Source organism: Streptomyces sp. CC224B (genome assembly GCF_030010595.1).
Lineage (GTDB): Bacteria > Actinomycetota > Actinomycetes > Streptomycetales > Streptomycetaceae > Streptomyces > Streptomyces longispororuber.
The window spans coordinates 1-23448 of sequence record NZ_JASCXL010000042.1; the positions used below are offsets into that span (position 1 = coordinate 1).

The 23448-nt window shown below is 73.4% G+C and carries 21 protein-coding genes; 10 read left to right on the forward strand and 11 right to left on the reverse strand.

Translation table 11 applies throughout. From position 1 onward, the window contains the following. Positions 1-187 precede the first annotated feature (187 nt). The 6 genes from QK440_RS18295 to mce all read right to left on the reverse strand — a co-directional run bounded on the left by QK440_RS18295 (position 188) and on the right by mce (position 9742). Positions 188-1357, reverse strand: coding sequence for an ABC transporter ATP-binding protein (locus QK440_RS18295; protein WP_282794193.1), 1170 nt, complete (start codon positions 1355-1357; stop codon positions 188-190). Positions 1358-1969: 612 nt separating this feature from the next. Then, complete coding sequence (locus QK440_RS18300) at positions 1970-2740, reverse strand: ABC transporter permease (RefSeq protein ID WP_282794194.1); 771 nt, start codon at positions 2738-2740, stop codon at positions 1970-1972. Positions 2741-2747: 7 nt separating this feature from the next. Then, a complete protein-coding gene (locus tag QK440_RS18305) occupies positions 2748-3833 on the reverse strand; it encodes an ABC transporter ATP-binding protein (protein WP_282794195.1) in 1086 nt (361 codons plus the stop codon). 134 nt (positions 3834-3967) lie between these two features. Beyond that, complete coding sequence (locus QK440_RS18310) at positions 3968-4903, reverse strand: cellulose-binding protein (RefSeq protein ID WP_190140618.1); 936 nt, start codon at positions 4901-4903, stop codon at positions 3968-3970. A 183-nt stretch (positions 4904-5086) separates the two neighbouring features. Further along, a complete protein-coding gene (gene scy, locus QK440_RS18315) occupies positions 5087-9091 on the reverse strand; it encodes a polarized growth protein Scy (protein WP_282794196.1) in 4005 nt (1334 codons plus the stop codon). Positions 9092-9301: 210 nt separating this feature from the next. After that, on the reverse strand, positions 9302-9742 hold the full coding sequence (gene mce, locus QK440_RS18320) for a methylmalonyl-CoA epimerase (RefSeq protein ID WP_282794197.1): 441 nt from the start codon (positions 9740-9742) through the stop codon (positions 9302-9304). A gap of 148 nt (positions 9743-9890) precedes the next feature. Between mce and QK440_RS18325 the strand changes: the two genes are divergently transcribed. Continuing rightward, entirely contained in the window at positions 9891-11093 is a 1203-nt protein-coding gene (locus QK440_RS18325) for an acetyl-CoA C-acetyltransferase (RefSeq protein ID WP_282794198.1), read from the forward strand. Between the two features lie 101 nt (positions 11094-11194). Next, positions 11195-12151, forward strand: a complete 957-nt coding sequence (meaB, locus tag QK440_RS18330) for a methylmalonyl Co-A mutase-associated GTPase MeaB (RefSeq protein ID WP_282794199.1) — start codon at positions 11195-11197, stop codon at positions 12149-12151. Between the two features lie 106 nt (positions 12152-12257). On the opposite strand, the gene QK440_RS18335 is transcribed toward meaB, so the two are convergent. Further along, positions 12258-13019, reverse strand: a complete 762-nt coding sequence (locus QK440_RS18335) for a PepSY domain-containing protein (RefSeq protein WP_282794200.1) — start codon at positions 13017-13019, stop codon at positions 12258-12260. 138 nt (positions 13020-13157) lie between these two features. On the opposite strand from QK440_RS18335, the gene QK440_RS18340 reads away from it, so the two are divergent. Both QK440_RS18340 and QK440_RS18345 read left to right on the forward strand, forming a co-directional pair. Beyond that, entirely contained in the window at positions 13158-13889 is a 732-nt protein-coding gene (locus QK440_RS18340) for a response regulator transcription factor (RefSeq protein ID WP_282794201.1), read from the forward strand. 38 nt (positions 13890-13927) lie between these two features. Beyond that, positions 13928-15547 carry a HAMP domain-containing sensor histidine kinase gene (locus tag QK440_RS18345; RefSeq protein WP_282794242.1) on the forward strand — a complete coding sequence of 540 codons (1620 nt, stop codon included), beginning with the start codon at positions 13928-13930 and terminating at the stop codon, positions 15545-15547. A 59-nt stretch (positions 15548-15606) separates the two neighbouring features. On the opposite strand, the gene QK440_RS18350 is transcribed toward QK440_RS18345, so the two are convergent. The 4 genes from QK440_RS18350 to QK440_RS18365 all read right to left on the reverse strand — a co-directional run bounded on the left by QK440_RS18350 (position 15607) and on the right by QK440_RS18365 (position 18316). Beyond that, positions 15607-16083 (reverse strand): MarR family transcriptional regulator, encoded by a 477-nt coding sequence (locus tag QK440_RS18350; protein ID WP_282794202.1) that lies wholly within the window; start codon positions 16081-16083, stop codon positions 15607-15609. A 118-nt stretch (positions 16084-16201) separates the two neighbouring features. Next, positions 16202-17029 (reverse strand): AIM24 family protein, encoded by an 828-nt coding sequence (locus QK440_RS18355; RefSeq protein ID WP_282794203.1) that lies wholly within the window; start codon positions 17027-17029, stop codon positions 16202-16204. Next, the gene (locus QK440_RS18360) at positions 17026-17676 is read right to left on the reverse strand and encodes an AIM24 family protein (protein ID WP_282794204.1); all 651 of its coding nucleotides are present in this window, start codon (positions 17674-17676) and stop codon (positions 17026-17028) included. Before QK440_RS18360 ends, QK440_RS18355 begins: the two co-directional genes overlap by 4 nt. A gap of 1 nt (position 17677) precedes the next feature. After that, positions 17678-18316, reverse strand: a complete 639-nt coding sequence (locus QK440_RS18365) for an AIM24 family protein (RefSeq protein WP_282794205.1) — start codon at positions 18314-18316, stop codon at positions 17678-17680. A gap of 146 nt (positions 18317-18462) precedes the next feature. Between QK440_RS18365 and QK440_RS18370 the strand changes: the two genes are divergently transcribed. The 6 genes from QK440_RS18370 (at position 18463) to QK440_RS18395 (ending at position 23447) form a co-directional block, all read left to right on the forward strand. After that, a complete protein-coding gene (locus QK440_RS18370; RefSeq protein ID WP_190137199.1) occupies positions 18463-18807 on the forward strand; it encodes a DUF3817 domain-containing protein in 345 nt (114 codons plus the stop codon). Beyond that, positions 18804-19100, forward strand: a complete 297-nt coding sequence (locus QK440_RS18375; RefSeq protein ID WP_282794206.1) for an MTH1187 family thiamine-binding protein — start codon at positions 18804-18806, stop codon at positions 19098-19100. Before QK440_RS18370 ends, QK440_RS18375 begins: the two co-directional genes overlap by 4 nt. Before the next feature lie 250 nt (positions 19101-19350). Next, the gene (locus tag QK440_RS18380) at positions 19351-20076 is read left to right on the forward strand and encodes a hypothetical protein (protein ID WP_282794243.1); all 726 of its coding nucleotides are present in this window, start codon (positions 19351-19353) and stop codon (positions 20074-20076) included. Further along, positions 20073-20753 (forward strand): DUF4166 domain-containing protein, encoded by a 681-nt coding sequence (locus QK440_RS18385; RefSeq protein WP_282794207.1) that lies wholly within the window; start codon positions 20073-20075, stop codon positions 20751-20753. Before QK440_RS18380 ends, QK440_RS18385 begins: the two co-directional genes overlap by 4 nt. Further along, the gene (locus QK440_RS18390; protein ID WP_282794208.1) at positions 20750-21379 is read left to right on the forward strand and encodes a TetR/AcrR family transcriptional regulator; all 630 of its coding nucleotides are present in this window, start codon (positions 20750-20752) and stop codon (positions 21377-21379) included. Before QK440_RS18385 ends, QK440_RS18390 begins: the two co-directional genes overlap by 4 nt. 292 nt (positions 21380-21671) lie before the next feature. Further along, complete coding sequence (locus tag QK440_RS18395) at positions 21672-23447, forward strand: cellulose synthase catalytic subunit (RefSeq protein ID WP_282794209.1); 1776 nt, start codon at positions 21672-21674, stop codon at positions 23445-23447. The last annotated feature ends 1 nt before the right edge of the window (position 23448 follow it).

Consider the following 23448-nt stretch of genomic DNA (forward strand, 5'->3'; position numbering starts at 1 on the left):
CGATCGCTACGGGTACGCCCCGTGGCAGTACGGTCTGGTGTTCGCGGTGCCGTGCGGCGGCGGCCTGGTCGGCTCGCACCTCGCGCACCGGCCGGTGCCTGCGGGGTCTGGCCGGCGGGCGGGGCCGGGGGCTGCTGGGGCTGCTGGGGCTGCGCCTGCGGCTGCTGCTGCGGAGTCGGAGGCGTGGTCATCGGGCTTCCTCGCTGTCGCGCTTGGTCATCTCGGGGGACGCGGGGGCCTGCGGGGCGGCACCGGCGTACGGGTTCGGCTGCGCGCCCGCAGGCGCGCCCGGCGCGCCCTGCGGCATCGCGAACGGCTGACCGCCCTGCTGGGGCGGCGGCGGGGCGTACCAGCCGGGCTGCCCGTGGCCGGGCACCGGCGCCTGCGGCTGCGGCACGGCGCCGGGCGGGAGCTGCTCCTGGAGGCCCGCGCGCTGGTCGACGGTCGAGCGGTAGTCGACGGCGCCCTGCGTCATCCGCATGTACGCCTCCTCCAGCGACGCCTGGTGCGGCGACAGCTCCCAGAGGCGGACGTCGGCGTCGTGCGCGAGGTCGCTGATGCGGGGCAGTGCCAGGCCCATGACACGCAGCGCGCCGTCCGCCTCGGGCAGCACCTGGCCGCCCGCCTCGGTGAGCGCGGCGGTCAGCTTCTCGCGCTGCTGCGGCTCGGTGTCCGGCGTCCGCACCCGGGCGAAGTCCGCGGAGTTCGCCGAGATGAAGTCCCGGACGCTCATGTCGGCGAGGAGCTGCCCGCGCCCGATGACGATGAGGTGCTCGGCGGTCAGCGCCATCTCGCTCATCAGGTGCGAGGAGACGAAGACCGTACGGCCCTCGGCGGCGAGCGACTTCATCAGGTTCCGCACCCAGAGGATGCCCTCGGGGTCGAGGCCGTTGACCGGCTCGTCGAAGAGCAGCACCTGGGGGTCGCCGAGCAGCGCGGCGGCGATGCCGAGGCGCTGGCCCATGCCCAGCGAGAAGCCCTTGGAGCGCTTCTTCGCCACGTCCTGCAGGCCGACGACGCCGAGGACCTCGTCCACGCGCCGCGCCGGGATGCCGGAGAGCTGCGCCAGGCACAGCAGGTGGTTGCGGGCGTGCCGGCCGCCGTGCACCGCCTTGGCGTCGAGCAGGGCGCCGACCTGGCGGGGCGCGTTGGGGAGCTTGCGGTAGGGGTAGCCGCCGATCGTCACCTGGCCGGCCGTGGGCGCGTCGAGGCCCAGGATCATGCGCATGGTCGTCGACTTGCCCGAGCCGTTCGGCCCCAGGAACCCGGTCACGGTGCCGGGCCGCACCTGGAAGGAAAGGTTGTACACGGCTGTCTTGGCGCCGTAGCGCTTCGTCAGGCCGACTGCCTCGATCATTCTCCGCACCCATCGAACCGTTCAGGACGTCGGGGCACACGCCCCCGTAAGGGTTAGGAGGATATCCGCGGGCTGACGGTTCCGCCCAAGGCACTTCTGGCGGGGCGCCCTCCGCGAAGCCTGGCACGGGCGCCCTGGGCGGGGTTTGGCGTGGGCGCCCTCGGCGGAGCCTGGCGCGGGCGCCCTGGGCGGGGTTTGGCGTGGGCGCCCTCGGCGGAGCCTGGCGCGGGCGCCCTGGGCGGCATCACCCCGCCAAGCTCTGGCGGCCCGCTCCTCCCTGGCGCCTGGCTCCTTCCTGGCGGCCTGGCTCCTCCCTCCCTCCCACCCGCCCGCCCGTGCTGCCCCGGCGCCCCGCGCTGGCGGCTGGCGCCCCACGCCTCGCCCCTGCCGCGGCGGCCCACTTTCCCACCCACCCACCCGTGCTGCCACGGCGGCACACGGGAGCCTCGGCCGGCGGTGCAGGGTCCGTGCACGGGACGGGCAGTCGGGCCTTCCAGCCCGTCCGGCGTTTGAGGACGAGCGCGGAGCGCGATGGGGGCGGGTGGGTGGGAGTGCCCCGCGGGAGCGGAGCCGGGGCCGGGCCCGGGGGACCGGTCGAGGCGCCCCGCCAGGTCACGCGTCGCGCCTGCGCAGCAGCACGTACCCCCCCACCAACGCCGCCACCGTCCACGCCACCATGATGGCGAGGCCGCCCCAGGGGCCGTAGGGCGTGTCGTCGTCGAAGGGGGCCTTCACCTGCATGATCCTGCTGCCGGCCTGGTCGGGCAGGAAGCGGCCGATCTTCTCGGTGGCGGAGACGTTGCCGAGGATGCTGGAGATCAGGAAGAAGAACGGCATCAGGATGCCGAGGGACAGCATCGGGCTGCGCAGCATCGCGGCCACGCCCATGGAGAACACCGCGATCAGCGTCATGTAGAGCCCGCCGCCGATGACCGCGCGCAGCACCCCCGGGTCGCCGAGCTGCGCCCGGTGCGAACCGAGCATCGCCTGCCCGGCGAAGAAGGCGGCGAAGCTGGTGACGAGTCCCACCACGAGGGCGAGCGCCGCGGCCACCAGGACTTTGCTGAAGAGAAACGTGCCGCGCCGGGGGACCGCCGCGAGGGAGGTGCGGATCATGCCGGTGCTGTACTCGTTCGACACGACCAGGACACCGAAGACGATCATCGCGAGCTGGCCGAGGGACATGCCGGCGAAGCTGATGAAGGTGGGGTCGAAGGTGAGCTTGTCCTCGCGGCTGAGGTCGTCGTAGTCGTTCTTGGACAGGGCGCTGATCAACATGCCGAGCGCGATCGTGACGACGGCCGCGAGCGACAGCGTCCAGACGGTCGACGCCACCGAGCGGATCTTCGTCCACTCGGACTTCAGGACCTGTGTGGCGGCCATGGCGGCCTCACACTCCCTTCCGGCGCCGCTGCCAGCCCTCGCCCCAGCCGGCGCCGCCCGGCCCCGACGGCGTCCCACCCGGCCCCGGTGGCGTCCCACCCGGCCCCGGTGGCGTCCCGTCCGGCCCCGGCGGCGTCCCGCCCGGCCCCGGCGGGGCCCCGCCCGGACCGGACGGGGCCGTCCGGGGGTCCGTGTGTGCGTGGTACTCCACCGACTCGGCCGTCAGCCGCATGAAGGCCTCCTCCAACGACGCCTGCTGCGGGCTGAGTTCGTGCAGCACGAGCTGGTGGTGCGCCGCCAGCTCCCCGAGCCGCTCGGCGCTCGTGCCGTCCGCCTCCAGCGCCCCGTCGCCCGCCTCGGCCACGGTGACACCGGCCTCGTGCAGCACGTCCAGGAGGCGTTCGCGCTGCGGCGAGCGCAGACGTACGTACGACCGGGAGTTCTGGCGGATGAAGTCCGCCATGGACGTGTCGGCGAGCAGGCGGCCCTGGCCGATGACCACGAGGTGGTCGGCGGTCAGCGCCATCTCGCTCATCAGGTGCGAGGAGACGAAGACCGTGCGGCCCTGCGCGGCGAGGGACTTCATCAGGTTGCGGATCCAGTGGATGCCCTCGGGGTCGAGGCCGTTGACCGGCTCGTCGAACATCAGGATCTCGGGGTCGCCGAGCAGCGCGCCCGCGATGCCGAGCCGCTGGCCCATGCCGAGGGAGAAGCCCTTGGCCTTCTTCTTCGCCACGGCCGTCAGGCCCACGGTGTCCAGGACCTCGTGGACGCGGGCGCGCGGGATGCCGTTGGACTGGGCGAGGCAGAGCAGGTGGTTGAAGGCGCTGCGGCCGCCGTGCACGGCCTTGGCGTCCAGGAGCGCGCCGATGCGCTTCAGCGGGTCCGTGAGCTGCTCGTAGTGCTTGCCGTCGATGCGTACGTCGCCCGCCGTGGGGTGGTCGAGCCCGAGCAGCATCCGCATCGTCGTGGACTTGCCCGCGCCGTTCGGGCCCAGGAAGCCGGTGACCACGCCCGGCCGGACCGTGAAGGTAAGGTGGTCGACGGCCACCTTCTCGCCGTACCGCTTGGTCAGACCCTCGAGTTCGATCACGCCGGCACCTCGGTCATGCGGACACGCACCTCGGTCATGCGGACACGCTAGAACGTGACGAGGCCCCCTGCCACTCGGCTCGCGCCGGTCGGCAGGGGGCCCGTCCCGTTCACCCCGTGCTTGGTCGTTCCGCGTCAGCGGCTCTGCTGTGCCGGAACCCCCCGAGAGATCGGCTCGTCCTCCGAGGGCGTGCCCGCGGCGGCCACGGCGGCACCGGTGAGCGTCGCGAGCATCTCGCGGACGTTCGTGAGCTGGGCGTTGATGGAGTCGCGGCGGTTGGTGAGCGCCGCGAGCTCGCGCTCGGACTCGCTGCGGATGCGGTCCGCCTTGGCGTTCGCGTCCGCGACGATGTCCTCGGCCTGGCGCTGCGCGGTCTCCACCGTCTGGCGGGCCCGGCGCTCGGCGTCCGTACGCAGCTTCTCGGCCTCCAGGCGCAGCTGCTCCGCCCGGTGCTCGATCTCCGCGAGCCGCTTCTCCGCCTTGGCCTGGCGGGAGGCCAGGTCGCGCTCGGACTGGTCGCGCCGCTTGGCCAGGTTGGTCTCGAAGTCGGCGGCGGCCTGGGCCGCCTTGGCGCGGGTCTCCTCGAAGAGGGCGTCCGCCTCCTCGCGCTTGGACTGCGCGTCCTTCTGCGCCTCGGCCCGCAGTGCGTTCGCCTCGCCCTTGGCCTTCTCGACGATGCGGACACCCTCGTCCTCGGCCTTCGCCTTGCGCTCGGCCGCGAACGACTCGGCGTCGTTGCGCACCTGCTGGGCGGCCGACTCGGCGAGCTCGCGGTGCTGCTCGGCCGCGCGCCGGGCCTCCTCGCGCAGGTCCTTCGCCTCCTCCTCGGCGAGGCGGAGGATCTTCTCGACTCGGGCCCCGAGCCCGGCGTACGACGGCTCGGCGTCGGCGACCTGGGCCTGGGCGTTCTGCGTCTCGAGGTGCAGCTCCTCGATGCGCTTTTCCAGAGCAGTGATTCGGGTGAGGGCGGAGTCTCGGTCGGAGACGAGCTTGGAGATACGTTCGTCCACCTGAGCGCGGTCGTACCCACGCCGCACAAGCTCGAAGCCGTAGGGGGAAGTGTCGCTCATGGGGTTCCTGTCGAATGAGACCGGGTGAGGTGATAGAGGGAATCCTAGGGGGCGTTGCGGCGTGTCATCGAGCGTATGCCCGTTTGATCTGGAGAATGACACCCCTTTTGAGTGGTCAACCGCCAGAGTGCTTGCCAGCAACAGTGCCGAAGGTCCCGCTCAAGCACGCAAAAGGTCTCCTGGCTAGCCTTCTGACGACTTGCCACCCGAACGTGTAGCCCCCGCCGTGGCCCCCGCCTTGACGCCCGCGTCCTTGCCACCGCCCTGCGGGGCCTCGAACGATTCCAACGCCTCGAGCACGTCCTGGACACGGGAGATCTCCGCATTGATGTCCTCGCGGCGGCGCATCAGCACCTCCAGCTCGTGCTGGCCCTCGGCGACGACGCGCTCGGCCTCCGCCTGCGCCTCGGCCCTGATCCGCTCGGCCTCGCGCACCAGCTCCGCCTTCTTCTGCTCCGCCTCCTTGAGCAGCCCCTCGGCCTTCTTGACGGCGGCGATCCGCACCTTGCTGGCCTCCGAGTTGGCGTCGGACACCAGCTTCTCGGCCTTCGCCCGGGCCTCCTCGGCCTTCTCCTCGGCCTGCGCCAACTGCTCCTCGGCGGCCTTCACCAGGGCGTCGCAGCGCTCGCCCGCCGTCTTCATCGCCTCGGCCGACTCGCGCCGGGCCCGCTCGTGCAGCTCCTCGATCTCCGTGGTGACCCGGGCGCGCTGCTCCTCCGAGCGCTCCCTTATCGCGGTCGCGTCCCGGCGGGCGCCGATGAGCAGCTCGTCCGCGTCCGTCCGCGCCTTCTCCACCGCCATGTTGCCCTGGACCGTCGCCTCGGCGACGATCCGCTCGGCCTCCTTGCGGGCCGCGCCGACCATGGTGTCGGCCTGCGCCTCGGCGTCCGTGGTCGCCTTGAGCGCCTTCTCCTGGGCGTCCGCGGCCAGCTTCTCGGCCTCCGCCGTCGCCTCCGTGATGAGCTTGTCGACCTGCTCCGCGGCCTCCGTACGCCGCTTGTTGGCGGCCTGCCGCGCCTCGTCCAGGGTGCGCTCGGCCTCCTCGCGGGCCTCGGTGCGCAGCCGCTCGGCCTCGTCCCTGGCCTCCTCCTTGACGCGCTCGGCCTCGGTGCGGATCCGCTCGGCGTGCTGCTGCGCGGAGCCCACCGCCTCGGCCGCGTCCGCGCGCAGGCGCTCCGCGTCGCCGGTCGCGTCCGCGATCAGGCGCTCGGCCTGGGCGACCGACTCGGCGCGCACCCGCTCCGCCTCGGCCGCGGTCTCCGTACGGAGCTGCTCGGCCTCGGCGGCCGCCTCGGCGCGCAGCCGCTCGGCCTCGGCCGTGGACTCGGCGCGCAGCCGCTCCGCCTCGGCGGCCGTCTCGGTGCGGATCCGCTCGGTCTCGGCCGCCGTCTCCGTCGTGAGCCGCTCGGCCTCGCTGCGGGCCTCGCCGATCAGCGTGTCCGCCTGGTTCGCGGCGTCGCTGCGGATGCGGTTGGCGTCCTCGCGGGCGTCGGCACGGGTGCGCGCGGCGTCCTGGTCGGCCTGCGCGATGGTGTCCGAGGCCTCCGTACGCACCCGCTGGGCGTGCTCGGAGGCGTCCGAGCGCATCCGCTCGGCCTCCGCCATGGCCTCGGTGACCGTGCGCTCGGCCAGGGCCTTGGCGGCCTCCGCCGCCTCCGCAGCCTCCCGCCGGGTGCGGCTGGCGTCCTCGCTCGCCCGCTCCCGCTCGGCGTAGGCGTCGGCGCGCACGCGGTCCGCCTCGTCCTGCGCCTCCTGCTTCGTGCGCTCCGCCGCGTGCTCGGCGGCCGAGCGCAGGCCCGTGATCTCCTCCTGGGCCTGCTCGTGCATCCCGGCGACCGAGTCCCGTACGGACTGGGCCTGGGTCTCGGCGGCCGTGACCAGCTCCGTGGCGCGCGCCTCGGCCTCCTCGGTCAGGCGCACCGCCTCGGCCTCGGCCTCCTCCACGCGCTTGCGCGCCGCGGCGAGGAGCTCCTCGCTCTGCTCGCGGGCCCGCTGGCGCTCCTGGTCGGCCTCGGTGCGCGCGGCGCCGAGGGTCTCCTCGGCCTCGCGGCGGCGCCGGGCCGCCTCCTCCTGCGCGGCCGCCAGGGCCTCGGCGGCCTCCGTGGCGACGCGCTCGGCGGCGGCCGCCGCCTCCGCGCGCACCCGGTCCGCGCTGTCCTGGGCCTCCGTCTTCAGGCGCTCCGCCTCGGCGGCCGCCTCCGAGCGCAGCCGCACCGCGACGGCCTCGCCCTCGGCGCGCGACTGCGACGCGTCCGCGGCGGCCTCGTCGCGCAGCCGCTCGGCCTCGGCCTCGGCCTGTGCCTGGAGCGTCCGGATCCGCTCGGCGGACTCCGTGCGCAGCCGCTCCGTCTCCTCGGCCGCCTCGCGCCGCATGCGCTCGGCCTCGGCGCGCGCGTCGCCGAGCGTCTGCTCGGCTGCGGCCAGCTTCTCCTCGGCCTCCGACCGCAGCCGGGCCAGCTCCGCGTCGGCCTCGGCCCTGCGGGCCGCGATGGTGCGCTCGGCCTCCTCGCGCAGCTCGCGCGCGGCCGTCTCCGCCTCGGCCCGGACGGCCTCGGCCTGCTCGTCGACCTCCGTGCGGTGCCGCTCGGCCTCGGCGCGGGTGCGCTCCAGGGTCTCCTCGGCCTGCCGGCGCAGCGACGTGGCGCGCTCCACGGCCTCGGCGCGGACCCGCTCGGCCTCGGCGGCCGCGGCCTCACGCGCCTCGGCGGCGTCCGCCTTGGCCTTGGTGAGCAGCTCCTCGGCGGACCGGGCCGCCTCCTCGATCTGCTGGACGGCCTCGCGCCGCGCCTCGCCGCGGATCTTCTCGCCCTCGGCGACCGCGTCGGCCCGCAACTGCTCGGCCTCGCCGCGCAGCCGCCGCGCCTCCTCCTGGAGCTCGACGGTCTTGGCGCGGTACTCCTTGGTGTCGTCCTTCGCCGCGCCCTTGAGCTGCTCGGCGATGTCGTGCGCCTCGCCGCGCAGCCGGTCCGCCTCGGCCTCGGCCTCGGCGCGGACCCGCTCGGCCTCCTCGGTGGCGGCGCGCGTGGTCGCCTTCGCCTCCTCGGACGCCTTGGTCAGCACGTCCTCGGCGGTCTTGGCGGCCTTCGCGATCTGCGAGGCCGTCTCCTCGGCCGTGATCGACCGGGCCTTCTCCGCGGCCTGGGAGATCAGCTTCTCCGCCTCGGCCGCGGCGTCCGCGAGCTTCTGCTCGGCCTCCGCCTTGGCGGCCTCGGCCTCCTTCGTGGCCTCGCCGACGAGCCGGGCCACCTGCTCCTTGGCCGTCCGCGTGCGCTGCTCCCCGGCGGCCTCGGCGGCGGCGAGCTGCTTGGCCGCGGCCTCCTTGGCCTCGGCGACGACCTTCTCGGCCTCGGCGCGCGCCTCGCGCAGCGCCGCTTCGGCCTCGGCCATCCGCTCCTCGGCGGCGCGGCTGAGCTCCGTGGACCGGCGGCGCGCCTGGTCGGACTCGGCCGCCGTCGTCGAGCGCAGCGTCTCCGCGTGGTCGGCGGCCTCCTGGGCCTGCGTGGAGGCGGCGTTCAGCAGCCGCTCGGCGTCGGTGCGGGCGCGGCGCAGGATCGCCTCGGCCTCGGCGCGGGCGCTCTCGGTGTCGGCGGCGAGCCGCTGCCGGGCCGCCGCGGCGAGCCGCTCGGCCTCGGCGCGGGCGGCGGCCAGGGCCTGGTCGGCCTCGGCGCGGGACTCGTCGAGCAGGCGGCGGGCCTGCGCCTCGCTGCGGGCCCGGAGCTGCTCGGCCCAGGCCACGTTCTCGTTGACGTGCGACTCGACGGTCTGGCGGCGCTCGTTCAGCTCCTGGTCGAGCTGCTGGCGCCGGGAGACGGCCTCGGCGTGCAGCTCGGCCTGGAGGCGCGCCTGCTGCTCGGCGTGCTCCTGGAGGATGCGCTGCGTCTGGGCGCGGGCCTCGCGCAGCTCGCGCTCGGCGTCGGCGCGCAGCTGCTCGGCCTGGATCTGCGCGTTCCGCAGCATCTGCTCGGCCTGGTAGCCGATGTCCGCGCTGTCGTAGGCAGGCCGGGACGCGAGGTTGCGGCGCGCCTCGTGCAGCTTGGCGCGCAACACCTCGACCTGGTAGCCGAGGTCCTCGGCGTGCTGGACCGCCTTCTCCCGATCGGTCTTCAGCCGGTCCATCTCGGCTTCGAACCGCGAGAGGTGGTCGGCCTCAGCCGGTCGTCGGCTGTCCTGGCTCTCGTAGCCCCGCACTGCGCGGTCCCATCCGTCCCCTGGTCGCAAGTCTTCGACGTACGAGCCTCATCCGCCCTGGCGAACGAGGCCCCCGGGGAATGGTGTCAGATCAACAGCGGAGCTTGGGCTGCTGCCCCGACGCTCGTCCCCCGAAACCCGGACCCCGGCAAGCGACCGCCCACGGTGCGGACGGCCGCCCCTCACCCTACCGGCCCCGATAAGGGGAGGTCAGTGCTCGGTCCCCTCGGCGGGCGCGGAGGTCACGAGTTCGGTGAGGACTCCGTGGCAGTCCTTGGGGTGCAGGAAGGTGATGCGCGAGCCCATGGAGCCGACCCGCGGCTGTTCGTACAGGACGCGTACGCCCTTGCCGCGGATGGCCTCCGCGTCGCCGTCCACGTCCGCGGTGCCGAAGGCGATGTGGTGCACGCCCTCGCCGTTCTTGGCCAGCCACTTGCCCACGGCGGAGTCCTCCCGGGTGGGCTCCAGGAGCTGGAGGTACGAGGCCCCGCCGTCGGAGGTCTCGTTGATCTTCAGCATGGCCTCGCGCACGCCCTGTTCCTCGTTGACCTCGGTGTGGAAGACCTCGAAGCCGTAGGTGGCACGGTAGAACTCGACGGTGGCGTCGAGGTCACGACAGGCGATCCCGATGTGGTCGATTCGCGTCAGCATCTCTCAAGTGCAGCGCCTGCGGCCGTGATTACGCAACGTGCGCGCGATCACACTCGCCGCCCGGTGACGCGCGCCGTACCGCTCAGTACATTCGAGTAAACCCTCGTTCACAACTCCTCAGCTCCCCAGCTGGAAGGGGCCGTGCCACATGTCTGGAACGACCGGAACCACCTCAGTGATCGTCGCGGGCGCGCGCACGCCCATGGGGCGCCTGCTCGGCTCGCTCAAGTCCTTCTCCGGCGCGGACCTCGGCGGCTTCGCGATCAAGGCGGCCCTCGACCGGGCGGGGATCGGCGGCGACCAGGTGCAGTACGTGATCATGGGGCAGGTGCTGCAGGCCGGGGCGGGGCAGATCCCGGCGCGCCAGGCTGCGGTCAAGGCGGGCATCCCCATGAGCGTGCCCGCGCTCACGGTCAACAAGGTCTGCCTCTCCGGCCTGGACGCGATCGCGCTGGCCGACCAGCTCATCCGCGCGGGCGAGTTCGACATCGTCGTGGCCGGCGGCCAGGAGTCGATGACCAACGCCCCGCACCTGCTGCCCAAGTCCCGCGAGGGGTACAAGTACGGCGCGGTCGAGATGCTCGACGCGATGGCGTACGACGGGCTCACCGACTCCTTCGAGGGCATCGCCATGGGCGAGTCCACGGAGAAGCACAACGTGCGTCTCGGCATCAGGCGCCCCGAGCAGGACGAGATCGCCGCGCTCTCCCACCAGCGCGCGGCCGCGGCCCAGAAGAACGGCGTGTTCGACGCCGAGATCACCCCCGTCGAGGTCCCGCAGCGCAAGGGCGACCCGGTGCTCGTCTCGAAGGACGAGGGCATCCGCGGCGAGACGACCGTGGAGACGCTCGGCAAGCTGCGCCCGGCGTTCGCCAAGGACGGCACGATCACGGCCGGCACGTCCTCGCAGATCAGCGATGGCGCCGCCGCCGTCGTCGTGATGAGCAAGGCGAAGGCCGAGGAGCTGGGCCTCGCCTGGATCGCGGAGATCGGCGCGCACGGCAACGTGGCGGGCCCGGACAACTCCCTGCAGTCCCAGCCGTCCAACGCCATCCGGCACGCGCTGAAGAAGGACGGCCTCACGGTCGACGACCTCGACCTCATCGAGATCAACGAGGCCTTCGCGGCGGTCGCGGTGCAGTCAATGAAGGACCTCGGGGTGTCCACGGAAAAGGTGAACGTCAACGGCGGCGCCATCGCGCTGGGTCACCCGATCGGGATGTCCGGCGCGCGCCTCGTGCTGCACCTGGCCCTGGAGCTCAAGCGGCGCGGCGGCGGCATCGGCGCGGCGGCGCTGTGCGGCGGCGGGGGCCAGGGCGACGCCCTCATCCTGAAGGTCGCCAAGGCCTGACCCGGCCCGGCGGCGGCCCGCCCGGCGCCGAACCTCCCATTCTCGTATCCCCGCCGAGCACGCAGCACGCAGTACGCAGCACGTACGGAACGGAGCCGCTCATGCAGGACGTCCCCTCCCTGGTGGCGCAGGCCCGCGAGGGCAGGCCGCGGGCCGTGGCCCGGCTGATCTCGCTGGTGGAGGGGGCGTCGCCGCAGCTCCGCGAAGTGATGGCGGCCCTCGCCCCGCTGGCCGGGCACGCCTACGTCGTGGGGCTCACGGGCTCGCCCGGCGTGGGCAAGTCCACGTCCACGTCGGCGCTGGTCAGCGCCTACCGGCGGGCGGGCAAGCGGGTGGGTGTCCTGGCCGTGGACCCGTCCTCCCCCTTCTCCGGCGGCGCGCTGCTCGGCGACCGCGTCCGGATGTCCGAGCACGCGTCCGACCCCGGCGTCTACATCCGCTCCATGGCGACCCGGGGCCACCTGGGCGGGCTCGCCTGGGCCGCGCCGCAGGCCATCCGCGTCCTCGACGCGGCGGGCTGCGACGTGGTCCTGGTGGAGACCGTGGGCGTCGGCCAGTCCGAGGTCGAGATCGCCTCGCAGGCCGACACCTCCGTGGTGCTGCTCGCGCCCGGCATGGGCGACGGCATCCAGGCCGCGAAGGCGGGGATCCTGGAGATCGGCGACGTGTACGTGGTGAACAAGGCCGACCGGGACGGCGCGGACGCCACCGCGCGCGAGCTCAACCACATGCTCGGGCTCGGCGAGTCGCGGGCGCCCGGGGACTGGCGGCCGCCCATCGTCAAGACCGTCGCGTCGCGCGGCGAGGGCACCGACGAGGTCGTCGAGGCGCTGGAGAAGCACCGCGCCTGGATGGAGGAGCGGGGCGTCCTCGCCGAGCGGCGGGCCGCCCGCGCGGCCCGCGAGGTCGAGACGATCGCCGTCACGGCCCTGCGGGAGCGGATCGCGGACCTGCACGGGGACACGCGCCTGAGCGCGCTCGCGGAGCGCATCGTGGCGGGCGAGCTGGACCCGTACGCGGCGGCGGACACCCTGGTGGAGGGCTTGACGACGGCTTAGCCGCCTGACCGGGGCCGGGCGGGCGCAGCCCGGGAGCCGCGGGCGGGTGTGAAAAAAGGGCCCCGCCGCGGAAGCGGCGGGACCCGGTCGAGGCCCGGGGGGCAGGTCAGTCGTCGGCGGGGCCGGAGGCCACCCGGCCCGAGCCGAGGTCCACGTTCCAGTGGCTCTCGGCGCCCTTGCCGGACACCGTCTCCACCTCCCAGACGCCCTTGCCGGACCGGTCGTCGTCCAGGTCGACGGAGGTCACCCGGCCCTTGCCGGCGACGGCCTTCGCCGCCTCGGCGGCGGTGACCGTCGCGCCCTTGAGGGCCGCCCGCGCCTCCGCCGTGTCCTCGGCGTCCCGCTCGGTGTGGGTGCCGAGCACCTTGCCCGTGCCCGGGTCGATCTCCACGCTGTACCAGGTGTCGCCCTTGCCGAGGACGTCGACGTCCCAGACCAGGCCGCCGTCCTCGTCGTCCAGCTCGGCGGAGACGGCGGTGCCCGACGCCGACCTGAGCGCGGCGGCGACGGCGTCCGCGGCGCTCACCTTGGCGGCCTTGGCCGCGGCGGCCTCCCGCGCGTCCTCGTCCCGGTCGTCCCGGTCGTCGCTGTCATGACGGTCGTCGCGGTCGTCGCGGTCGTCCTGCGCGTCCCGCGCGTCGTCACGGCGGTCGTCGTTCACGTCGTCGTTCCGGTCGTCGCGCTCGTCGTCGTGGCGGTCGTCGGTCACGTCGTCGCGCTCGTCGTGGCGGTCGTCGCCCTTGAGCTGGACGCTCGACCTGCCCGCCGCCGACGTCTCACCGTCGCCGCCGAGGGCGAAGGCCGTGGCCGTTCCGCCTCCGACGAGGGTGGCGACGGCGACGGTGGCGATGACGATGTTGCGCTTCATGGTGTTCCTCCCGACTGGCTGGCCCCGATCCGTTCCGGAGCCGTCCGTTTCGACGAGGACCACGCTGCCTGAACGTTCCTGAAGCCCCCCTGAAGAACCCTGAAGAACTCTTCAGGTCCGCTCCGGCATGCTGAGCACATGCGCCCGCACGCCTCTTTCCACCCCCCGGCCGGGGACGCCTCGCGGCACCCCTGCCGCCTGCTGATCGTCGAGGACGAGAAGCGCCTCGCCCTGTCCCTCGCCAAGGGCCTGATGGCCGAGGGCTACGCCGTCGACGTCGTCCACGACGGCGCCGAGGGCCTGCGCCGGGCCACGGAGGGGACGTACGACCTGATCGTCCTGGACATCATGCTCCCGGGCCTGAACGGCTACCGGGTCTGCTCCGCGCTGCGCGCCGCGGGCGACGACGTACCGATCCTCATGCTCACCGCGAAGGACGGCGAGTACGACGAGGCCGAGGGCCTGGACACGGGCGCCGACGACTACCTGACCAAGCCCTTCAGCTACGTGGTCCTGGTGGCCCGCGTGAAGGCGCTGCTGCGCCGCCGCGCCGCGGCCCCCTCGCCGGTGCACCGCGTGGGGGACCTGAAGGTCGACACCGCGGCCCGCCGCGTCGTCCGGGAGGCGGCCGGGCAGGGCGGGGGCGAGATCGTGCTCACCGCCAAGGAGTTCGCGGTCCTGGAGCAGCTGGTGGTGCGCGCGGGCCAGGTGGTCTCCAAGGCGGAGATCCTGGACCACGTCTGGGACTTCGCGTACGAGGGCGACCCGAACATCGTCGAGGTGTACGTGAGCGCGCTGCGCCGCAAGCTGGGCGCCCACCTGATCACGACCGTCCGCGGCGCCGGGTACCGCCTGGAGGCACCGCGATGAACAGGCCCCCCGGCCGCGTCCGCGGGCCCTTCGGCCGCGTGCGCAGGCTCTTCGGCTCGGTGCGCGCCCGCGCTGCCGTGGCGGCGACCGCCGTCGTCGCGCTCGCGCTGGTCGCCGCGGGCGCGGCCGTGCTGCTCTCGCTGCGGTCGAGCCTGGTCGACCAGGCCGACACCCAGGCGGAGTCCGCCGCCCGCGAGGTGGCGTCCCAGCTCGCCGCCAACGTCGCGTACGGCGATCTGGAGCTGCCCGACGGCGACGACAACCCGGTCCGGGTCCTGGACGAGGACGGCCGCGTCGTCGCGCACAGCGACGAGCTGGAGCGGATCTCCGGCCGTCCGCTCGCGGCCGTACGCCCCGGGCCGACGGCCGGAGCCGACGCCTCCGCTCCCGCCCCGCCCGCCTCTGCCTCCGCGTCCCGGCCCGGGGCCGCCGCGCCGGCGCCCGGCAGCCGCGAGCCCGGCGACGACGACACGGACGCCGAGGATCCGAGCGACCCGGACGATCCGGAGGACGCCGCCGAGGACCGCGAGGAGGCGGCCCGGGACGCCGCCGAGGAGCGCAGGGACGCCGCGGAGGAGAAGGCGGAGGCGGCCGGGGAGGACGGTGACCGCCTCGGGCCCGGCGAGATCGACGACGAGACCCACGTCAGCGAGGGCACCGCGACCGTCGACGGCGAGACGCGCGACCACCGCTTCGCCGCCGTCCGGGTGAACACGGAGTCGAAGGGTGAGCTGACCGTCGTGGCGGGCGCGCCGCTGACCGCCGAACAGAACGCCGTCACCACCGCGCTGACCGCGATGCTGATCGGCTTCCCGCTGCTGCTTGCCGTGATCGCGGCCGTGACCTGGCTGGTCACGCGCCGCGCGCTGCGGCCCGTCGACGCGATCCGCGCCGAGATGGCCGCCATCACCGCGTCCGAGGACCTGGCGCGCCGGGTGCCCGAGCCGGACACGCACGACGAGATCGCCCGGCTCGCCCGGACCACGAACGAGACGCTGGCCGCCCTGCAGACGTCCGTGGAGCGGCAGCGCCGCTTCGTCGCCGACGCCTCGCACGAACTGCGCAGCCCCATCGCCTCGCTGCGCACCCAGCTCGAGGTGGGCGCCGCCCACCCCGAGCTGCTCGACGTGGCGGGTGCCGTCGAGGACACCGTGCGGCTTCAGGAACTGGCCGCCGACCTGCTGCTGCTCGCCCGCCTCGACGCGGGGGAGAAGCCCGGCCAGGGACGGGTGGAGCTGGCGGCCCTGGCCCGGGAGGAGCTGTCGCAGCGCCCGTCGGACCGCGTGCCGGTCACGCTGGAGCTGGAGAGCGTCGACGTGGCCGGATCGCGCGGGCAGTTGGCGCGGGTGCTGGGCAATCTGGTGACCAACGCGCAGCGGCACGCCCGCTCCCGGGTCACCGTCACCACGCGTACCGACGGGGACCGGGCGGTCCTCGCGGTGGCCGACGACGGGGACGGTGTGCCGCCGGCGGAGCGGGAGCGGATCTTCGAGCGGTTCGTGCGCCTCGACGACGCGCGCACCCGGGACGAGGGTGGCGCGGGACTCGGCCTCGCCATCGCCCGCGACGTGGCCGCGCGCCACGGCGGCAGCCTCACGGTCGACGAGGCCCCCGGCGGGGGAGCGCTGTTCGTGCTGCGCCTGCCGGTCGCGCGCTGAGGCGGCTCGGGTTCACCGCGGGGCGCCGTCCCGCGGCAGCCGGCTGCGGCGCGGCGGCGTCACGGCTTGCCGCGCAGGCTCCGCAGGTGCTCCGCGATCGGCGTCAGGGCCTTGTGCAGGTCGCTGAGCGCCTCCGGCGAGATCAGGTCGACGAAGTGCTGGCGCACGGAGGCCACGTGGTGCGGGGCCACCCGCTTCATGGTCGCCATGCCCTCGTCGGTGAGGACCGTGAACAGGCCCCGCCGGTCGGACTCGCAGTTCTCACGCCGGACCAGGCCCGCGTTCTCCATGCGCGTGATCTGGTGCGAGAGCCGGCTCTTGGACTGCAGGGTGGCGGCCGCGAGGTCGCTCATGCGCATCCGCAGGTCTTCGGACTCGGAGAGATGTACGAGGATGTCGTAGTCGTTCATGGTGAGGTTGAACGGCTGGAGATCCTTCTCCAGCTGGTACGTCAGCATCCTGTTGACCTCCACGTGGGTACGCCAGGCGCACTGTTCCTCGTCGGTCAGCCACTGCGGGGCCGTCTCGGTCTCCATGGAATCGATTCTACCTAAGAAGTTGAATGGTGAACGAGTGTTGGGGTGTGAGACGGCTCGCACCCCTCGGGTGACCGAGGGGCACAGGCGTTCGCCGTCACACTCCGCAGACTACCGCTCACAGGCCGAAGCGACGCTGGAGGTCTCCTAGTTGTCCGGGAAGGCGCGGTCCGGACGGCTGCTGTCCACGATGGCCAGGTTGACCCCGCCGGCCGGAGGAGCCGGAACCGCCCTGGCCGTCGTCGGAGCCGCGGGCTCCGGGCACCCCGGCCTGCTGGGGCACCGCGCCGGTGGCCACCTCGTCCATCAGCGACTCCGAGGACTGGAGCAGCACCGTGCCCGCGCCGACGAACTCGAACTGGTGCTCCTCGCCCGACGTACCGCCGATCCCGGTCAGTGCGCGCAGGCCGCCGAGCACCCCGGTCATGTACCCGTGGTCGTAGTGGTGGCAGGGGGAGGGGCAGTCCGCCCAGCCGACCAGCGCCTGCGGGTCCACCCGGATCGGCGGCTCCATGAACACCACCGGTCCGCTGGAGACGGCCACGAACTTGCCCGTGCCGATCAGCGTCAGGAAGCCGGGGACGATGGACTGCTTGAGCGAGAGACTTGGCTGAAAAGCGAGGAGGTTGCCCGCGCGGATGGTGAGGTTGCCGTCCTCCAGGTCGTAGGAGTTCGCGTCGAAGGCGCGGTCGGCGAGCAGCATCTTGCCCTCACCCTCGGCCACCACCCAGTCGTTCGCGTGCAGCGGGGAGTGGAAGGACGTGCGCAGGAGGCGGTCGAGGCGGCCGTGGCCGACGCCGTTGAAGTCGATGCGCCCGTAGTAGGCGATCATCTTGCCCTTCTGCAGGAACCACTGGGTGCCGCGGAGCTCCACGCAGAAGGTGTACGCGTTGACGTTGTCGTCGCTCGGCAGGGTCGCCGGGTCGAAGATCACGGGTGTGGTCACAGCTTCTCCTCCGAACCCTGGACGTACACCACGCCGGTGCCGCTGAGCTCCAGTTGGAACGCCTCTCCGGAACCGCGGCCCACCATGTCGCGCCAGCTCAGCGCCGTGGAGAGGCGGTTGCGCACATCGCCCTGGTGCGCCACGTAGGACTGCGGGTCGACGTGCACCGGGCGCTGCGGGGTGATGGGCAGCTCGACGACGCCGCCGTGGGCCATCACGGCGACCGCGCCGTCGCCCTTGAGGGTCGTCGTGAACAGGCCCTGGCCCGAGACCTGGCCGCGCACCATGCCCATCACGCCGCCCTGCGAGCCGAGGAACGCCGTGCCCTGCCGCAGCGTGCCGTCGAAGGCGAGCAGGCGGTCCGCCTCCACGTACAGCGTGTCGCCGGTCAGGGTGATCACGTGGACGTGGTGGCCGCCGTGCCCGAACATCACCGTGCCGTCGCCCTCGACGGTCATCAGCGGGACGGACTCGTCGGCGACACGGCGGCCGATCATGCCCATCAGGCCGCCCTGGCCGCCGGTGAGATTGGGGGTGAAGGAGACGTCGCCCTTGTAGGCGAGCATCGCGCCGCGCTGGCTGAACAGCTTCACGCCGGGGCGCACCGTCGCCTCGATCATCTTCGGAGTGACCTCACGGAACGGCATGTCACACGTCTCCCGCGATCGTGTCCCGCTCGCTGGGCTGGACGTACACCAGGCCCTCGCCCTCGAAGCGGATCTGGAAGGCCTCGCCGCCGCCCTCGCCGAAGAAGTGGCGGAAGGTGACGCCGGACTGGAAGCTCTGCTTGAGGCTGCCCTGGTGCGCCACGTAGGCGCCCGGGTCGACGGTGAGCGGGTGCTGCTTCGTCACGCGCAGGACCACCGCCGGGCCGTCCGAGATGATCGCCGCCTGACCGGTGCCCTCCACGGTCGTGGTGAAGACGCCGTTGCCCTGGCTCGCGCCGCGCAGGCCCGTGAACGTGGTGCCCGTGCGCAGGGTCGCCTCCGTGCACAGGACGTTGCTCGACTCCACGTACAGCTTCTCGCCCTGGAGGTGGACGAGGCTGATCTCCGCGGCGCGGTCGGCGAACCAGCACGTGCCGTGGCCCCGCACCTCCATCACCGTCATCTGTTCGTTGGTCAGCCGGCGCGTGACCATGCCGCGTATGCCCTCGCCGCCCCCTGTCAGCTTCTTGAAGTTCATCGTGCCGTCGTAGGCGACCATCGAGCCGTTCTTCGCCTTGACCGAGTCGCCCGTCATCTCGACGGCGAGCACTCTGCTGTCCTGCACCCGGAACGTAGCCACGACAGCGAAGGTAGCCGGGGCGCGGCGTCCGGCGACAGGGTTTCCGACCCTGATCGCACCCTGGCCGAACCCTGATGCCACAATGAGGGACGCTTGTGCATCCGTTCACAAGATCGACGTCGATCCCCGCCCCTCGAAGGTGACCCGTGGACATCAACACCGCTTCCGCACTCCGCCGCCTCCGCCTCATCTCCGTTCCGGAGGCCGTGTCCTTCCTGCTCCTGATCGTCTGCTCGGTGCTCAAGCGGACCACGGACTTCAACGCCGTGCCGGCGATGGGCATGATCCACGGCGTGCTCTTCATCCTCTACGTGCTGTTCTGGGCCGACGCCTGGAACCGCACCAAGTGGAGCCTGAAGACCGCCGCCCTGTACTTCGTCCTCTCCGTCCTGCCCGCCGGCGGCTTCTTCGCCGACCGCAAGCTCAAGCGGGAGGCCGAGGCCGCGGTCATCGCCTCGCGCGCCCGCCGCGAAGGGGTCGTGAACGCGTGATCGTCGCCTTCTCCGTGACGCCGCTGGGCGTCGGCGAGGACGTGGGGGAGTACGTCGCCGACGCCGTGCGCGTGGTGCGCGAGTCCGGGCTCCCGCACCGCACCGACGCGATGTTCACCTCGGTCGAGGGCGAGTGGGACGAGGTGATGGACGTGGTCAGGCGGGCCGTCGCCGCGGTGGAGGCCCGGGCGCCCCGGGTCTCCCTCGTCCTCAAGGCCGACATCCGGCCCGGGGTGACGGACGGTCTGACGTCCAAGGTGGAGACCGTGGAGCGGCATCTGTCCGCGGGGTGAGTCTCCGCGTCACAGGTGTTTCCAGCCTCCTGCCGGGGTGACCGGCGGGGGGCTTTCGCATGCCCGCGCTCGGGGCCCTGGCGGGGCTCTACGGGCTTCGCGGGCTCTACGGGCTCCGCAGGCTCCGCGGGCTCTACGGGCTCCGCGGGCGACACAGGGCAGTTGAGCGAGTGCTCAACATGCTGGTAGCTTGCGCGCACCGGTGTTTGAGCAGTCGCTCAAACACCGCGCCGAGCTGGGGGGAGTCGTCGTGAGCCTGTACATCGAGGCCCTGATCCGGGCGGACGTCGAGACGGTGTGGGAGCACACCCAGGAGCCAGCCCGGCACCAGCGGTGGGACCTGCGCTTCACGGAGATCGACCACCTGCCCGCCGTCACGGGCGAGCCGCAGAGCTTCCGGTACGCCACGCGCGTGCTGCCCTTCCTCACCGTCTCCGGGACCGGCGTCAGCGCGGGGGAGAAGCGGCGGCCCGACGGCACCCGCACCTCGGCGCTGCGGTTCGCCTCGGCGCACCCCCTGTCGCTGCTCGCCGAGGGCAGCGGCTACTGGCGGTACGTGCCGACCGGCGACGGCGTGCGCTTCCTCACGGGCTACGACTACCGGCCGCGCTGGGGGCACGCCGGCGCGCTCGCCGACCGGTTCCTGTTCCGCCCGCTGATGGGATGGGCCACGGCCTGGTCCTTCGACCGGCTGCGGCTCTGGCTGGAGCGCGGGGTCACGCCCGAGCGGGGGCTCGTGCGGGCCGCCGCCGAAGCCGGGGCGCGCGTGCTGTGCGTGGCCGCCGCGGGGGTGCTCGGCGGGCCCGTGGCCGGGCTCGCCGCGGCGGCGGTCGCGCTCCTGGTGCCGCCGCTGCCCGGGACGCCCGCCGCGCGGCGCTGTCTGCGCACGCCGCCGGCCCGCGCGCGTGCGCCCCGCCTCCTCGACCGCCTGCCCGCCGCCGCGACCGGCGCCGAACCCCAGGAGCAGTCCGCATGACCTCGATCTTCCGCACCGTCCTCGGCGACGGCTTCGAGCGGCTCCACCCGCAGCTCCAGCGGCGGTTCTCCGTCGGGCTCGACAGCGGCGAGGCCTGCGTCGGGCGGGGGGTGATGGACCGGATCTGGCACGGGCGGGGCTTCGTGAAGCCGTTCCTCGCGCTGGGCGGCACCCGCAACATCCTCGTCCCGCGCACGGGCCGGAACATCCCGTTCACCATCGAGAACGTGCCGTACGCCGACACCTTCGGCCGTGAGACGGTGAGCTTCGTGCGCACCTTCCACTTCCCCGGGCGGGCCCGGCGGTTCGACGCCCAGATGGTCCTGGCCCCCGAGGGCGACCGCGTGCTCGACTACCTCGGCACCCACCAGCACCTCGCCAGCGACCTGCACCTCACGGCGCGGCCGGACGGCTCGCTGGTCATCCGCTCCGGCGAACACCGGTTCCGCGAGGGGCCGGTGGACGTCCGCGTACCGGACCTCGTCGGCGGCGAGGCCGAGGTGCGGGAGTCGTACGACGAGGCCGCCGGGTGCTTCCGCGTCCGGGTGCGGGTGGTGAACCGGTACGTGGGGCCGCTGTTCGGGTACGAGGGGTCCTTCCGGGCGGAGTACCGGGACGTGCGGCGGTGCGGTGTGCGGCCGGGGCTGCGGCCGGTGCGCGAGGAGGCGCGCGCGTGAGCGCCGCGACGCGGGAGAAGCTGCTGGAGGGGGCGTTGCGGACGCTCACCGAGCAGGGCATCGCCAAGACGTCCGCGCGCAGTGTCGCGGCGGCGGCCGGGGTGAACCAGGCGCTGGTCTTCTACCACTTCGGGTCGGTGGACGAGCTGCTCTCGGAGGCGTGCCGGTACGGCACCGAGCAGCGGGTCGCCCGCTACCGCGAGCGGCTCGCCGCGGTGTCGACGCTCGGGGAGCTGCTGGAGTTCGGGCGGCTGATGCACGAGGAGGAGCGGGCCGCGGGGGCGGTGGCCGTGCTCGGGCAGCTCCTCGCCGGGGCGCAGACGCAGCCGCGGCTCGCGGCGGCGACGGCCGCGGGGCTCTCGCTGTGGGTGGCGGAGGTGGAGCAGGTCCTGGCGCGGGTGCTCGGCGCGTCGCCGCTGGGCGGGTTCGTGGACGCGGTGGGGCTGGCGCGGGCCGTGGCGGCGTCGTTCGTGGGGATCGAGCTGTACGAGGGGGTGGACGCGGAGGGGGCCCGGCGGGCGCTCGACGCGCTGGAGGAGCTGGGGGTGCTGGTCGCCGCCCTCGACGACCTCGGCCCTGTGGCCCAGCGGGCCCTGCGCCACCGCCTCCGCCGCGCGGCGCGCTGACCGCGCGGGACAGCCGGAGGGCCCGGGCGGTCCCGGGCCCCTGTGCCCTGGCGGGGCGGCACCTCGGCGGAGCCGAGCCCTGGGACGGTTGTCCACAGCGAACGCGGCCGGGCCCCGAGTCACGCCGTCGGAGCCGGGGAGGGTCGGGTGGCTGGGCGGGTGAGCGGGGCAGGCAACCCCGGGCGGGCAAACGTGGCATATACCACCCGGGCAGCCCCGCCCAGTTCGACACGCCGTCGTATGTCCCTTTTCGTGTGGGTATCGGCTCGTTCGATGACCAGAGGAGGGCGCTGTGCGGCCGGAGGGCTACGACTACGACACCCACAGCCGGCTGGCCGGACCGCTGACCGAACCGGAGGACGGTGGCGGCTACCGGGTCCAGTACCGGTCGCTCCTCGCCGGCGAGCCCCACCGAATACGCGCCGTGCTGCTGATGGTGCTCGCCCCCCTCCTGACCGGCGCCCTGCTCGTGTACCTGGTCTGGCCCGCGCACTGGACCGAGCGCGAGGGCGGCGACCGCTGGCTGGTCGGCCTGGACGCCACGATGCTGGTCGCGATCGGGCTGATCGAGGTGTTCATGCTGGTCAACGTGGTGTCCATCGCACACGCGACGATGGTGGCCCGCGACCCCGTGCCCGTCGTGCCCGAGCCGGGCACCCGCGTGGCGTTCCTGACGACGTACGTCCCCGGCAAGGAGCCGCTGGCCATGGTGCGCGCCACCCTCGAAGGCGCGGTCCGCATAGAGCACACCGGGCCGCTGGACGTGTGGCTGCTCGACGAGGGGGACGACGACGAGGCGAAGGCCCTGTGCGCGGAGCTCGGCGTGCGGCACTTCACCCGCAAGGGCGTGCCCGAGTGGAACCGCGAGAAGGGCCCGCACAAGGCCCGCACCAAACACGGCAACTACAACGCCTGGCTCGCCCGGCACGGCGGCGCCTACGACTTCTTCGCCTCCGTCGACACCGACCACGTGCCCCTGCCGAACTTCCTGACCCGGATGATGGGCTACTTCCGCGACCCGGACGTGGCGTTCGTCGTCGGACCGCAGGTGTACGGCAACTACACCTCGCCGGTGACCAAGGCGGCCGAGTCCCAGCAGTTCCTCTTCCACGCGCTGATCCAGCGCGCGGGCAACCGCTACCGCGCGCCGATGTTCGTCGGCACCAACAACGTCGTCCGCATCTCCGCGCTGCGCCAGGTCGGCGGCCTCTACGACTCCATCACCGAGGACATGGCCACCGGCTTCGAACTGCACCGGCACAGGAACCCCGCCACCGGGCGGCACTGGCGCAGCGTCTACACCCCGGACGTGCTCGCCGTCGGCGAGGGGCCCGCCTCCTGGACCGACTTCTTCACGCAGCAGATGCGCTGGTCGCGCGGCACGTACGAGACGGTGTTCCAGCAGTACTGGAAGGCGCCGTTCTCGATGCCCCCCGGACGGCTCTTCTCGTACACGCTGATGCTCGTCTACTACCCGATGACGGCCGTCAACTGGCTCCTCGGCGTGTTGAGCTGCGTGCTGTTCCTGTGGTTCGGGGCGTCGGGCACGCAGGTCGCCGCCTCCGTGTGGCTCATGCTCTACAGCGACGCCGCGGCCCTCCAGATCGGGCTCTACCTGTGGAACCGGCGGCACAACGTCTCGCCGCACGAACCCGAGGGCTCGGGCGGTCTCGCGGGCATGGCCATGTCCGCGCTGTCCGCGCCCGTCTACGCCAAGTCGCTCGGCTCGGCGATCCTGCGCCGCCCCTGCCGCTTCGTCGTCACCCCCAAGGGCGGCGGGACCACCGCCGACCGGCTCCTGACCTTCCGCATCCACCTGTTCTGGACGGCGGTGCTCGGCTGTTCACTCGTCGCCTCGTTCGTCCTCGGCCACACGCACGTGGCGATGCGCACCTGGGCCGTGCTCGCCATGGCCATCTCCCTCGCCCCGGTCGCGGTGTGGAGCGTCACCGCCGTCCAGGAGCGCAGGGGCCGCAGGGCCGCGGCGCGGCAGCGGCCCGCGGAGCACGGGACCGACGGCGAGCCGGAGCCCGCGTTCGCCACCGGCACGACCAGGGGAGGTAACTGAC

Coding starts and splice junctions, on each gene's coding strand:
- QK440_RS18340 (WP_282794201.1), top strand. CDS start 13,158: ATGCGCCCGCACGCCTCTTTCCACCCCCCGGCCGGGGACGCCTCGCGG.
- meaB (WP_282794199.1), top strand. CDS start 11,195: ATGCAGGACGTCCCCTCCCTGGTGGCGCAGGCCCGCGAGGGCAGGCCG.
- QK440_RS18325 (WP_282794198.1), top strand. CDS start 9,891: ATGTCTGGAACGACCGGAACCACCTCAGTGATCGTCGCGGGCGCGCGC.
- QK440_RS18350 (WP_282794202.1), bottom strand. CDS start 16,083: ATGGAGACCGAGACGGCCCCGCAGTGGCTGACCGACGAGGAACAGTGC.
- QK440_RS18310 (WP_190140618.1), bottom strand. CDS start 4,903: ATGAGCGACACTTCCCCCTACGGCTTCGAGCTTGTGCGGCGTGGGTAC.
- QK440_RS18360 (WP_282794204.1), bottom strand. CDS start 17,676: ATGCCGTTCCGTGAGGTCACTCCGAAGATGATCGAGGCGACGGTGCGC.
- QK440_RS18295 (WP_282794193.1), bottom strand. CDS start 1,357: ATGATCGAGGCAGTCGGCCTGACGAAGCGCTACGGCGCCAAGACAGCC.
- QK440_RS18300 (WP_282794194.1), bottom strand. CDS start 2,740: ATGGCCGCCACACAGGTCCTGAAGTCCGAGTGGACGAAGATCCGCTCG.
- QK440_RS18385 (WP_282794207.1), top strand. CDS start 20,073: ATGACCTCGATCTTCCGCACCGTCCTCGGCGACGGCTTCGAGCGGCTC.
- mce (WP_282794197.1), bottom strand. CDS start 9,742: ATGCTGACGCGAATCGACCACATCGGGATCGCCTGTCGTGACCTCGAC.
- QK440_RS18335 (WP_282794200.1), bottom strand. CDS start 13,019: ATGAAGCGCAACATCGTCATCGCCACCGTCGCCGTCGCCACCCTCGTC.